We start from the raw sequence: 11,934 nt of genomic DNA, 5'->3' as shown, positions 1-11,934 counted from the left end.
ATCAGCCCCGCCGCGCGTCGGTCGTGGCCAACGGAAAGACCTTGGCGGGGTTAAGCAGCCATTTCGGATCGAAGACATCCTTGACCGCCATCTGGGCCTCCAGATCTGCAGGGTCGTACTGGTGACTCATCAGATCGCGCTTCTCGACGCCGACGCCGTGTTCGCCGGTCAGGCAGCCGCCGACCTCGACGCAGAGCTTGAGGATCTCGGCACCCATGGCCTCGCAGGTTTCCAGCTGACCGTCGCCATTGGCGTTGAACAGGATCAGCGGGTGCAGGTTGCCGTCGCCGGCGTGAAAGACATTGGCGACCTTCAGACCGTATTCGTCGGACAGCTCTCCCATCCGTTTCAAAACGGCGGGCAGTTCGCTGATCGGGATGGTGCCGTCGAGGCACATGTAGTCGTTGATCTGCCCCATGGCCCCGAAGGCGGATTTGCGGCCCAGCCAGATGCGCGCGCTTTCGTCGGCCGATCCGCTTTCGCGGAGTTCCACCGGGTTGTGGCGTTCGGCGATTGCCGTGATCACGGCGAGCTGTTCGTCAATCTCGGCGGGACTGCCTTCGACCTCGACGATCAGAAGGGCCTCGCAATCGGGGTAACCGGCCCCGGCAAAGGCTTCTGTAGCCTCGATACAGGGTCGATCCATGAATTCAATGGCGACGGGCAGAACCCCCGCCTCGATGATGTCGCGGACGCAGGCGCCGGCCACCTCGTTGCTGTCGTAGCCGATGAGGACGGGCCGGGCCCCTTCGGGTTTGGGCAGGATACGCAGGGTCGCCTCGGTCACCACGCCAAGCTGCCCTTCGGAGCCGCAGATGACGCCAAGCAGGTCCAGCCCGCCACTGTCGAGCCAGGGTCCGCCGATTTCCGCCACCTCGCCATCCATCATGACCATGGTCACGCCAAGCAGGTTGTTCGTGGTCACTCCGTATTTCAGGCAATGTGCCCCGCCGGAGTTCATCGCGATATTCCCCGCAATGGCACAGGCGAGCTGAGACGAGGGATCGGGGGCGTAGAAGAACCCGTCGCCCTCGACCTCGCCGGTCACGCGCAGGTTGGTCATGCCGGTCTGCACGCGGATGAACCGGTCGTCATAGTTCCGCTCCAGCACCTCGGTCATGCGGGCCACGCCCAGGATCACCGCATCCGCCGTCGGCAGCGCGCCCCCGGCCAGCGAGGTGCCCGACCCGCGCGGCACCACCGGAACGCCGAACCGATGGCAGGTGCGCAGGACGTGCGACACTTCTTCGGTCGTGGCGGGCAGGACGGCCAGCAGGGGCGGGCAGCGATAGGCCGTCAGGGCATCGCATTCGTAAGCGCGCGTTTCGACCGGGTCCGTGATGATGGCATCACGCGGCAGCCCCTCCGCCAGGGCGGCGACAAGCGCATCCTTCTGCGCCAGGATCCGGGGATCGGGGACAGGCATCTGCATGGCGGACCTCGCAAATTGCGGGAATGCCCCAGACCTAGCCCCGAACGGGACAGATTGGCAAGCGACGGGTGTATAGGCTAACTGGTCGCATGACATGGATGGATCGGCTTAGCCTCTTCTCACATCTGGATTTTGCGGCGATCGGTTTGATCTACGCAACCTGGGCCTTCATCGGCTGGCGGATCGAGAATCCGGGCAGCAAAAGGCCCTCCGTCTCCATGCTGATGGCGGAATACCGGCGCGAGTGGATGCGCCAGATGGTGACGCGCAATCCCCGTATCTTCGACAGTCAGACTCTGGCCACGCTGCGCGAAAGCACCAGCTTCTTTGCCTCGGCCACGATGATCGCCATCGGCGGGGTGCTGGCCAGTGTTGCCAATGGCGAGCGTTTGATGGGGCTGGCGAACCAGATCACGCTGGAAACCGATCCGGCAATCGTCTGGGAAATCAAGATGCTGGTGGTGCTGACCTTTCTGATCAACGCCTTCCTGAAGTTCGTCTGGTCGAACCGGTTGTTCGGCTATTGCGCGGTGCTGATGGCGGCGGTGCCCAACGATCCGGAGGACGGGCGCTGCCAGCCGCGGGCGGCCAAGGCCGCGACGATCAACATCACCGCGGCGCGCAGTTTCAACCGGGGCCTGCGGTCGATCTATTTCGCCATGGGCGCATCGGCCTGGCTGCTGGGGCCCGAGGCGCTGATCGCGGCGACGGTGATCACCTTTGCGGTGCTCTGGCGGCGGGAATTCACCTCACAATCCCGGGCGGCTCTGCTGGACACGACGGACCGCACGTCAGTGTGAAGGCGCTTGTTCCGCCATATGCTTCCATTGCGCGCCGGGCCGCGTATAACCACCGCATGATCCGAGCCGCTCTCTTCCTTCTTCTCTCCAGTGCCCTGCCCGTGATGGCGGGCGGTCCCGAAATTCTCGGGGCAACGGCGGAACGCTCCGGCATGGGGTGGAAGATCAGCGTGACGCTGGTGCATGACGACGAGAGCTGGGAGAATTTTGCCGACGGTTGGGAAGTGCGCGACATGGCGGGCAATGTGCTGGGTCATCGCGAGTTGATGCATCCTCATACGCCGGATCGCCCGTTCACCCGGTCGCTGTCCTCGGTGATGATCCCGGACGGCACGCGCAAGGTCCAGATCCGCGCTCGCAGCAAGGCCGAGGGCTGGGGCGACCAGATCTATATCCTCAAGCTGAAGTAACCCGGTCTTTCGGCACGCTCAGCGTTGCGACTCGCGCCAGTTCGGGTTGATCCAGGGCGCGGCGTTTTCCGGCGGCAGGGGGGTCTTGCCCAGGATGTGATCCGCCGCCTTTTCGCCCACCATGATCGAGGGCGCGTTGAGGTTGCCATTGGGGATCAGCGGAAAGACGGAACTGTCCGCCAGGCGCAGGTTGTCGACGCCGATCACCCGTGCCTCCGGGTCGACGACGGCCATGGGATCATCGCGGCGTCCCATGCGGGCGGTGCCGCAGGGGTGATAGGCCGATTCGACGTGCTCGCGGATGAACCCATCCAGTTCATCATCGCTCTGCAGCTCCGCGCCCGGCTGTATCTCCTTCTTGTAGAAGGGGGCGAAGGCCTCCTGCCCGAAAATTTCGCGGGTGAGGCGGATGCATTTGCGGAAATCCGACCAGTCCTTGTCGTGGGACATGTAATTGAAGCGGATCACCGGCGCATCCTGCGGATCGGCGGACCGCAGGGTGACGGACCCGCGCGACGGGCTGCGCATCGGGCCGACATGAGCCTGAAAACCGTGACCCTCTGGCGCGGCCTGCCCGTCGTAGCGCACGGCGATCGGAAGAAAGTGGTACTGGATATCCGGGTAATCGACCCCGGCCTGCGACCGGATGAAACCGCAGCTTTCGAACTGGTTCGACGCGCCGGGGCCGGTTTTCGTCAGCAGCCAGCGGGCACCAACGTAGGCCTTTCCAAGCAGATTCCAGTAGGAATAGAGACTGATTGGCTGGCTCGCCGCGGCCTGGATGTAAAGTTCCAGATGGTCTTGCAGGTTTTGGCCGACGCCCGCGCGGTCGGCCACGACCTCGATCCCGTGATCGGCCAGATGGGCAGCGGGGCCGATGCCCGACAGCATGAGCAGCTTGGGCGAGTTGAGCGAGGAGGCGGCGATGATGACCTCGGCCTCGGCGCGGATGACCTCGACCTTGCCGCCGCGTTCGATCTCCACCCCCGTGGCGCGGCCGTCCTCGATCACGATCCGGCGGGCGAAGGCGCGGATCAGGTCACAATTCGGACGGTTCAGAGCCGGTTTGAGATAGGCGGAAGCGGCGGACCAACGACGCCCCTTCCAGACTGTCATGTCGAAGGGGCCGAAGCCCTCCTGCTGTTCGCCGTTGTAATCATCGGTCACCGGGTAGCCTGCCTGCCGTCCGGCCTCGACAAAGGCGCGGGTCAGCGGGTTGACCCGGCTGCCGCGCGTTACATGCAGCGGCCCCTTGGTCCCACGCCACGCCGGATCGCCGCCGTGGCCGCCGTCGTGCCAGTTCTCCAGCCGCTTGTAGTAGGGCAGGACGTCGGCGTAGCCCCAGCCCTCGGCCCCCATGTCGCGCCAGGTGTCGAAATCGCGCGCATGGCCGCGGACGTAGATCATGCCGTTGATCGACGACGACCCCCCGATCACCTTGCCCCGTGGCGTCACCAGGGTGCGCCCGCCCAGATGCGGTTCGGGTTCGGTTTTCAGGCCCCAGTCATACCGCTTCATGTTCATCGGGTAGGAGAGCGCGCCAGGCATCTGGATGAAGGGCCCCGCATCGGTGCCGCCATGTTCGATGACCAGCACGCGTTTGCCGGCCTCCGCCAGGCGGTATGCCATGGCGCATCCCGCGCTGCCCGCGCCGACAATGACGTACTCCGCCTGCATCAGAAGGGGGCCTCGACATCACCCATGCGGACGTAGACGGTTTTGAGCTGGCTGTAGTGTTCGATCGCCGCCTTTGAATTCTCGCGGCCGACGCCGGAGGCCTTCACCCCGCCGAAGGGTGCCTCGACCGGCGCGTCGTTGTAGGAGTTGATGAAGCAGGTGCCCGCCTGCAGCCGCCCGATCACGCGATGCGCGCGGGACAGGTCGCGCGTGAAGACCCCGGCGGAGAGGCCGAATTCGGTCGCATTGGCGCGGGCGATCACCTCCTCCTCGTCGTCATAATCGAGGACGGACAGGACGGGGCCAAAGATCTCTTCGCGTGCGATGGTCATGTCATCTCGGACATCGGCAAAGACCGTGGGTTCGATGTAGAATCCGTCGCGGTCGATGCGCTTGCCGCCGGTGACCAGGCGGGCGCCTTCGGTCAAACCAGTCTCTATATAAGCCAAAACGATATCCATCTGGCGCTGGCTGACCATGGGACCGAAGGAGGTTTCCTCCTCCATCGGGTCGCCGATGACGGCGGTGGACAAGCGCTCGGTGAGGCGGGTCAAAAACCGTTCCTTGATCGCACTGTGCACGAAGACGCGGGTGCCGTTGGAGCAGACCTGGCCGGAAGAATAGAAGTTGCCAAGGATCGCGCCGCCCACGGCGTTTTCGATGTCCGCGTCGTCGAAGACGATCATGGGCGATTTGCCGCCCAGCTCCATCGTGACGTGCTTCATCTCGGCGGCGGCGGCGGCATAGACGCGCTTGCCCGTGGGCACCGAGCCGGTGAGGGAGACCTTGGCAACGCGCGGGTCGGTGACCAGTTGCGCCCCGGTGTCGCCCATGCCCTGCACCACGTTGAAGACGCCCGGAGGCGCGCCCGCCTCGATCATGATCTCGGCGATCTTCAGGGCGCAAAGGGGGGTCATTTCCGAGGGTTTGAACACCATCGTGTTGCCGCAGGCCAGCGCGGGCGCGGCCTTCCAGCAGGCGATCTGGGTGGGATAGTTCCAGGCGCCGATGCCGACGCAGACGCCAAGCGCCTCGCGCACGGTATAGACCCAGTCTTCGCCCAGGGGGATGTGTTCGCCGGTCAGGGTGCCTGCGAGACCGCCGAAATATTCCAATGCGTCTGCGGCCGAGGTCGCGTCGGCGACCAGCGTTTCCTGCAGCGGTTTGCCGGTGTCATGCGTCTCTAACACGGACAGATCGTGGTTTTTCTCGCGGATGATTTGGGCGGCGCGGGTCAGGATGCGGCCCCGTTCGCGGGGCGCGAGCGCCGCCCAGGCGGGCTGCGCGGCCTGTGCGGCGGCGAGGGCCTGATCGACCACCGCCGGTGTGCCCGCATGAACCTGCGCAATCTGCGCACCGGTGGCGGGGTAGATCACCGGAATCGGGGTACCGGCGGTATCCTCGACATACTCACCGTTGATAAAATGGCTGGCGGTCGGTTGGGTGGCGTAGGGCATCTTACTCTCCGCGCGGGAAGCGTTGGTTTTCCTCGACGACGTTCAGGTCCATGTGATTGCGCATGTACCGGTCGGAGGCTTTCTGGAGCGGCTGGTAATCCCAGGGGTAATAGGCGCCGTTGCGCAGCGCCTCGTAGACGATCCAACGCCGCGCCTGGCTGCGGCGCACTTCGTCATCGAAGCGGTCAAGGTCCCATCTGGTATCCGCCTCGGTGCGGAAGCGGGCCAGCGTGTCGGCATGGGCCGGGTCGGTGGCGAGGTTCGACAGTTCATGCGGGTCGGCGGCCAGATCGAACAGCTGTTCGGGATCGAGGGTGCAGCGGGTGTATTTGTACTGACCCTGCACGAGGGCGACCATCGGGGCATAGGAGGCCTCGGCGGCGTATTCCATGCGCACGGGCGTTTCGCGTGTGACCCCGTTCGCATAGGGCACCAGCGTTTCACCGGCGGTCCAAGGCGCGACCTCCTCCATCGAGATGCCGGCGAGGTCGCAGAGGGTCGGGCAGACGTCGATGTTGGAGACAGGATCAGAGACTAAACCGGGCGAAATGCCCTCACCGGCGATCATCATGGGCACGCGGGAGGAGCCTTCGAAGAAGCTCATCTTGAACCAGAGACCGCGCGCGCCCAGCATGTCGCCGTGATCGGAGACAAAGAGGATCGTGGCCTCCTGCCGGGTGCGTTCCAGCACGTCGAGGATCTCGCCCACCTTCCGGTCGAGGTAGGAGATATTGGCGAAATAGGCGCGGCGGGAGCGGCGGATGTCTTCGGTCGTGATGTCAAAGCTGCGCCAGTCGTTTGCGTCGAAGATGCGCTTGGAATGGGCGTCCTGATCTTCATATGGGATTGCGCCGACCTCCGGCTCCAGGTGCTCGCAATCCTCGTAGAGGTCCCAGAATTCCTTGCGCGCAACATAGGGATCATGGGGATGGGTGAAGCTGACGGTCAGGCACCAGGGGCGGTCGTCATGACCGCGGGCGAGGTCATAGAGCTTGCGGGTCGCGTTGTATGCGACCTCGTCATCATACTCCATCTGGTTGGAGATTTCGGCGACGCCCGCGCCGGTGACGGACCCCATGTTGTGATACCACCAGTCGATCCGCTCGCCCGGTTTGCGATAGTCCGGGGTCCAGCCGAAATCGGCGGGGTAGATGTCGGTGGTCAGCCGTTCCTCGAACCCGTGCATCTGATCGGGGCCGACGAAATGCATCTTGCCGCTGAGGCAGGTCTGATAGCCCGCACGGCGCAGGTGGTGGGCATAGGTCGGCAGGTCTGAGGGAAACTCGGCGGCGTTGTCATAGACCCCGGTGACCGAGGGCAGTTGGCCGGACATGAAGGAGGCCCGGCCCGGCGCGCAGAGCGGACTTGCGGTGTAACAGTGACTGAATCGGGCGGATTTCGCCGCCAACCTCTTCAGGTTCGGGGCGTGCAGCCAATCGGCGGGACCGTCGGGAAAGAGCGTCCCGTTCAACTGGTCGACCATGAGGATCAGGATGTTCGGTTTCGTCATGTTTCGGGCTTTCGATCAGGCCAGGAGTTCGGCATCGAGCGTGGCAAGGACAAGGGCGGCAGCATCAACGCCGGTGGTGTCATTCGGATTGACGGCGAAGCGCAGATAGATGCCGTCGATCAGCCCGCCGAGGCGTTGCGCGATCAGCGGGGCACGGTCCCCGGAGAGGGGGCGCAGATCACGAGTCAGGTTGGAGTGCAGACGACGGTGATAGATCGACAGCAGGCGCCGCGCTTCCTGCGATGTCTGGGCGAGGACGTAGAAATTCAGCCAGGCGGCGATCGTGTCGCGCCGGAAGTTCGAGGCGCTGAAACTGGCGCGGATCACCCCCTCGACCCGGGCACGCGGGGTGGTGGCGACGGAGAGCGCGCCCCGGACCTCGGCCCCGTAGATGGTCAGCACGTAACGCATGGAGGAGAGGAACAGCTGCTCCTTGTCGCCGAAGTAGTGGAAGGCCAGGGCGGAGGAGACACCTGCGCGTTTCGCGATCTGGCCCACGGTGACATTCAGCGTGCCGGAAGCGCCGATTTCATGGATCGTGGCTTCGACCAGTTGCTGCTTTCGCTCTGCCGTGGTGGCCATCTGGCGGCTCCGAATGTAAAAGAAACATGTTGCAATCATCTCGTAACCGTGGATTGATTGACTGGTCAATCAAAAACACGAACATAACCAAAAGGGAGTAATCATGCGCCTACTGACAACTGTATCCGCCCTGTCCCTCTGCCTTGCCGGAGCGGCGTTGGCGGACTGTGACGAGGTCTCCATGTCCGATGTGGGCTGGACCGATATCACCACCACGACCTCCGCCGCCAAGCATGTGCTTGAGGCGCTCGGCTATGATGTGGATGTGAAGATCCTGTCGGTGCCGGTGACCTTTGCCTCGCTCGAATCCGATGATGTGGACGTGTTTCTGGGCAACTGGATGCCCGCACAGTCCGGCGCCATCGGCCCCTATTTGGAGAGCGGCGAGATCGAACAGATCAACGTCAACCTGGAAGGCACCAAGTACACGCTGGCTGTGCCGACCTACCTGTATGACGCGGGTCTGAAGACCTACGGCGACATCCACAAGTTCAAGGACGAGCTGGATGGCAAGATCTACGGCATCGAGCCGGGCAACGAGGGCAACGCTTATCTCGTATCGCTGACCGAGGAGAACAAGTTCGACCTGAGCGGCTTCGAAGTGGTCGAATCCTCTGAACAGGGGATGCTGGCGCAGGTCGCCCGCCACTACAAGAAAGAGGAAGCGGTGGTGTTCCTGGGCTGGGAACCCCATCCGATGAACGCCAACTTCTCGCTCAAGTATCTGCCGGGCGGCGAAGATTTCTTTGGCGGTGAGGGTGTCGTGCATACCGTGACCCGCAAGGGCTTCTCCGAAGAATGCCCGAACCTGGGCAAGCTCTTCGGCCAGATGGATTTCACGCTGGAGATGGAAAACGGTATCATGGGTCAGATCCTGGATGACGGGGCCGATCCGGATGAGGCCACGATGGAGTGGATCAAGGCCAATGGCGACACGGTCCTGGGCTGGGTCGAGGGTGTGACGACCGAGGATGGCGGCGATGGGACCGCGGCGGTCAAAGACGCCTTCGGTCTCTGATGCGATAACCAGATGCCCCGCCGCCCGAAAGGTCGGCGGGGTTTGCTTTTCCGGCCCGCGCGGCCGACAAGAGAGTCAGGAGACCCCGCAAGAGGGTCGGCAAACGGGGGATAACGCCAGTGGATTGGCTGACAGACAACAAGATACCCGTCGGCAAGGCGTCGGCGGCGGTCTTTGAATGGGTGCGTGACAACGGGGAGTGGTTTCTGAACTTCCTGTCGATGGTGATGGAGGCGCTGATTGACGGCATCCTCTTCGTCCTGCAGGAGCCGCATCCGCTGATCGTTGTGGTCGTCTTCGTGGCGATCACATACTACCTGCAACGCAGCTGGAAGGTGGCGCTTTTCGTCTTCCTCGGCTTCCTCTTCATCCTGAACCAAGGCTATTGGGACGAAACGACCGAGAGCCTGACGCTGGTGCTTTCGGCCTGTGTGGTCTGCATGGCCATCGGGGTGCCCATAGGCATCGCCACGGCGCATCGGCCACGGCTGTATACCTATGTCCGGCCGATCCTCGACCTGATGCAGACTCTGCCGACCTTTGTCTATCTGATCCCCGCCATCGTCTTTTTCGGCATCGGCATGGTGCCGGGCCTGATCGCGACGGTGATCTTCGTCCTGCCTGCGCCGATCCGGTTGACGCACCTCGGCGTGTCGTCGACCCCGCAGGCGCTGCTGGAGGCCGCGCGGGCCTTTGGCGCGACGCCCAGACAGACCCTCTACAAGGTGGAACTGCCCTATGCGCTGCCGCAGATCATGGCGGGGCTGAACCAGACGATCATGCTGTCGCTGTCGATGGTGGTGGTCGCCGCGCTGGTCGGGGCGAACGGGCTAGGCGTGCCGGTGGTCCGGGCACTGAACCAGGTGAATACCGCGCTCGGCTTCGAATCGGGCTTCGTCATCGTGGTGGTCGCCATCATGCTGGACCGCATCCTAAACCTCGGAGGCCGGAAATGAGCGTCGCTGTCGATATTGATAACGTCTCCATCGTCTTCGGGAAGGAACCGGACAAGGCGCTGCCGCTGATGGACAAGGGGCAGGAGCGGGGCGAGATCCAGCAGGCCACGGGCCAGGTGCTGGGCGTTCACAATTGCACTCTGCAGGTCGAGGAGGGCGAGATCCTTGTCCTCATGGGCCTGTCCGGATCGGGGAAATCGACCCTGCTTCGGGCTGTTAACGGGCTGAACCCGGTGGTGCGCGGCGCGGTGAAGGTCCACGACGGGTCGGGGATGGTCGATGTGACCCACTCCGATCCCGCGACGCTGCGGCGGCTGCGGATGAACCATATCGCCATGGTGTTTCAGCAGTTTGGTCTGCTGCCTTGGCGGACCGTGCGGGAAAACGTCGGCCTGCCGCTGGAACTGGCCGGGATGGGCACGAAGGAAGCGATCGGCAAGGTCGATGAACAGCTGGCGCTGGTCGGCCTGTCGGATTGGGCGGAGCGGAAGGTCGGCGAGTTGTCGGGCGGGATGCAGCAGCGGGTCGGGCTGGCGCGGGCCTTTGTAACGCAAGCGCCGATCCTGCTGATGGACGAGCCCTTCTCGGCGCTCGACCCGCTGATCCGGACGAAGTTGCAGGATGAGTTGCTGGAGCTGCAGCAGAAGCTGAAGCGGACGCTGATCTTCGTCTCTCACGACCTGGACGAGGCCTTCAAGCTGGGCAACAAGATCGCCATCATGGAAGGCGGGCGTATCGTGCAGATGGGCACGCCGCAGGACATCTTCCGCGATCCCAAGAACGATTACGTCGCCGATTTCGTGCAGCATATGAACCCGCTTGGCGTGCTGCGCGCGCGGGATCTGATGCGGCCTGCCACGGGGAGTCCGGCGATGACGATCGACGCGGACGGGCTGATCCGGGACAGCATGGAGCAGATGATCGGCTCCGACGGACCGATCGGCGTTGTCGAGGATGGCGCGGTGATTGGCGAGCTGTCGAAGGACGATCTGCTGCGCGGTTTGGCGAATCCGTCGGGGGCGTGATTCAGGCGGTTTAGGGTCGAAATGACGTGCCCCGGACGTGCTCCGGGGCCGTTCGCCGTTAATGACTGACCGTCGAGGCCCCGGACCTGCTCCGGGGCATGACAGATATCAGTTCAACAGGCCCGCGTGGCGCAGCCCGGCGCGCAGTTTTTCCTTGGTCGGGTCGCTGACCGGCAGCAGCGGCAGGCGGACCTCCTCGGCGCACAGGCCGAGTTCCGACATGGCGAACTTCACACCGCAGAGACCCGGTTCGATGAAGATGGCCTCGTGCAGGGGCATCAGTCGGTCCTGATAGTCGAGTGCGGTCTTGTAGTCGCCCGCGGCACAGGCGGCCTGCATTTCGGCGCAGAGCTTCGGTGCGACATTCGCGGTGACGGAGATACAGCCGACCCCACCCATGGCATTGAAGCCGACGGCAGTGCCGTCCTCGCCCGACAGCTGGATGAACTCCTTGCCGCAGGTGATCCGTTGGAGTGCGACCCGGTCCAGTTTTGCCGTGGCGTCCTTGACCCCGACGATGCGGGGCAGTTTGGCCAGTTCGCCCATGGTGTCGGGCGTCATGTCGATGACCGAGCGGGGCGGGATGTTGTAGATGATGATCGGAATATCCGCGGCATCATGCATCGCGGTGAAATGCGCGATCAGGCCTGCCTGCGTCGGTTTGTTGTAATAGGGCGTCACGACCAGCGCGCCATCGGCGCCGACCTCGGCCGCGTGCTTGATCAGGCGCACGCCTTCGGCGGTGTTGTTGGCCCCGGCCCCGGCGATGACGGGGAGGCGGCCGGCAGCGAATTCGACGACCTTTTCCACGACGATTTCGTGCTCGCGCATGGACAGCGTGGGGGATTCACCCGTGGTGCCGACGGGAACAAGGCCGTTGGAGCCCTGATCGACATGCCAGTCCACGAGTTTCTTGAGGCACTCAAGATCCAACTCGCCGTCCTTGAACGGCGTGACGAGGGCGGGAATTGACCCGTGAAACATGACACGCTCCTTTCGTGTGGCGGGTGGCAGAGGCCGTCCCGGTTGCGGATCCCCGCTACTGACGCCGATGTGTCTTGAGCGCG

At 63.9% G+C, this 11,934-nt stretch carries 11 protein-coding genes; 5 read left to right on the top strand and 6 right to left on the bottom strand.

Annotated elements, in window-relative coordinates; genetic code table 11:
* Position 1: 1 nt before the first annotated feature.
* Positions 2 to 1,432 carry an FAD-linked oxidase C-terminal domain-containing protein gene (locus ACFC2Y_RS06205; RefSeq protein ID WP_375174119.1) on the bottom strand — a complete coding sequence of 477 codons (1,431 nt, stop codon included), beginning with the start codon at positions 1,430 to 1,432 and terminating at the stop codon, positions 2 to 4.
* Positions 1,433 to 1,521: 89 nt separating this feature from the next.
* Between ACFC2Y_RS06205 and ACFC2Y_RS06200 the strand changes: the two genes are divergently transcribed.
* Positions 1,522 to 2,232: a DUF599 domain-containing protein gene (locus ACFC2Y_RS06200; protein WP_375174120.1), complete on the top strand. Its 711-nt coding sequence runs from the start codon at positions 1,522 to 1,524 to the stop codon at positions 2,230 to 2,232.
* Positions 2,233 to 2,288: 56 nt separating this feature from the next.
* A complete protein-coding gene (locus tag ACFC2Y_RS06195; protein ID WP_375174121.1) occupies positions 2,289 to 2,642 on the top strand; it encodes a hypothetical protein in 354 nt (117 codons plus the stop codon).
* Between the two features lie 18 nt (positions 2,643 to 2,660).
* Here ACFC2Y_RS06195 and betA read toward each other — a convergent pair whose 3' ends face one another.
* The 4 genes from betA to betI are packed head-to-tail and all read right to left on the bottom strand — an operon-like array spanning position 2,661 to position 7,868.
* Positions 2,661 to 4,319: a choline dehydrogenase gene (betA, locus tag ACFC2Y_RS06190; RefSeq protein WP_375174122.1), complete on the bottom strand. Its 1,659-nt coding sequence runs from the start codon at positions 4,317 to 4,319 to the stop codon at positions 2,661 to 2,663.
* Positions 4,319 to 5,776 carry a betaine-aldehyde dehydrogenase gene (gene betB / locus ACFC2Y_RS06185; RefSeq protein ID WP_375174123.1) on the bottom strand — a complete coding sequence of 486 codons (1,458 nt, stop codon included), beginning with the start codon at positions 5,774 to 5,776 and terminating at the stop codon, positions 4,319 to 4,321. The genes betA and betB overlap by 1 nt, the downstream gene beginning before the upstream one ends.
* 1 nt (position 5,777) lies before the next feature.
* Positions 5,778 to 7,286: a choline-sulfatase gene (betC, locus tag ACFC2Y_RS06180; RefSeq protein ID WP_375174124.1), complete on the bottom strand. Its 1,509-nt coding sequence runs from the start codon at positions 7,284 to 7,286 to the stop codon at positions 5,778 to 5,780.
* A gap of 15 nt (positions 7,287 to 7,301) precedes the next feature.
* Positions 7,302 to 7,868, bottom strand: a complete 567-nt coding sequence (gene betI / locus ACFC2Y_RS06175; RefSeq protein ID WP_375174125.1) for a transcriptional regulator BetI — start codon at positions 7,866 to 7,868, stop codon at positions 7,302 to 7,304.
* A gap of 103 nt (positions 7,869 to 7,971) precedes the next feature.
* On the opposite strand from betI, the gene choX reads away from it, so the two are divergent.
* From choX to choV, 3 genes are all read left to right on the top strand, one after another.
* Entirely contained in the window at positions 7,972 to 8,886 is a 915-nt protein-coding gene (choX, locus tag ACFC2Y_RS06170; RefSeq protein WP_375174126.1) for a choline ABC transporter substrate-binding protein, read from the top strand.
* A 119-nt stretch (positions 8,887 to 9,005) separates the two neighbouring features.
* Positions 9,006 to 9,842 carry a choline ABC transporter permease subunit gene (gene choW, locus ACFC2Y_RS06165; RefSeq protein WP_375174127.1) on the top strand — a complete coding sequence of 279 codons (837 nt, stop codon included), beginning with the start codon at positions 9,006 to 9,008 and terminating at the stop codon, positions 9,840 to 9,842.
* Positions 9,839 to 10,867, top strand: a complete 1,029-nt coding sequence (gene choV, locus ACFC2Y_RS06160) for a choline ABC transporter ATP-binding protein (protein WP_375174128.1) — start codon at positions 9,839 to 9,841, stop codon at positions 10,865 to 10,867. Before choW ends, choV begins: the two co-directional genes overlap by 4 nt.
* A 108-nt stretch (positions 10,868 to 10,975) precedes the next feature.
* Here choV and dapA read toward each other — a convergent pair whose 3' ends face one another.
* Positions 10,976 to 11,851 (bottom strand): 4-hydroxy-tetrahydrodipicolinate synthase, encoded by an 876-nt coding sequence (dapA, locus tag ACFC2Y_RS06155; protein WP_375174129.1) that lies wholly within the window; start codon positions 11,849 to 11,851, stop codon positions 10,976 to 10,978.
* Positions 11,852 to 11,934 lie beyond the last annotated feature (83 nt).

Origin of the sequence: Pseudooceanicola sp. (assembly GCF_041987405.1) — a bacterium.
Lineage (GTDB): Bacteria > Pseudomonadota > Alphaproteobacteria > Rhodobacterales > Rhodobacteraceae > Pseudooceanicola.
The sequence above is the reverse complement of the archived record's forward strand: the minus strand, read 5'-3'. Positions and strand labels throughout refer to the sequence as shown.

Bases quoted from the DNA above. Each gene is read 5' to 3' on its own strand.
- choV (WP_375174128.1), top strand. From the start codon at position 9,839: ATGAGCGTCGCTGTCGATATTGATAACGTCTCCATCGTCTTCGGGAAG.
- choX (WP_375174126.1), top strand. From the start codon at position 7,972: ATGCGCCTACTGACAACTGTATCCGCCCTGTCCCTCTGCCTTGCCGGA.
- ACFC2Y_RS06200 (WP_375174120.1), top strand. From the start codon at position 1,522: ATGACATGGATGGATCGGCTTAGCCTCTTCTCACATCTGGATTTTGCG.
- dapA (WP_375174129.1), bottom strand. From the start codon at position 11,851: ATGTTTCACGGGTCAATTCCCGCCCTCGTCACGCCGTTCAAGGACGGC.
- betI (WP_375174125.1), bottom strand. From the start codon at position 7,868: ATGGCCACCACGGCAGAGCGAAAGCAGCAACTGGTCGAAGCCACGATC.
- ACFC2Y_RS06195 (WP_375174121.1), top strand. From the start codon at position 2,289: ATGATCCGAGCCGCTCTCTTCCTTCTTCTCTCCAGTGCCCTGCCCGTG.
- betC (WP_375174124.1), bottom strand. From the start codon at position 7,286: ATGACGAAACCGAACATCCTGATCCTCATGGTCGACCAGTTGAACGGG.
- betB (WP_375174123.1), bottom strand. From the start codon at position 5,776: ATGCCCTACGCCACCCAACCGACCGCCAGCCATTTTATCAACGGTGAG.
- betA (WP_375174122.1), bottom strand. From the start codon at position 4,319: ATGCAGGCGGAGTACGTCATTGTCGGCGCGGGCAGCGCGGGATGCGCC.
- ACFC2Y_RS06205 (WP_375174119.1), bottom strand. From the start codon at position 1,432: ATGCAGATGCCTGTCCCCGATCCCCGGATCCTGGCGCAGAAGGATGCG.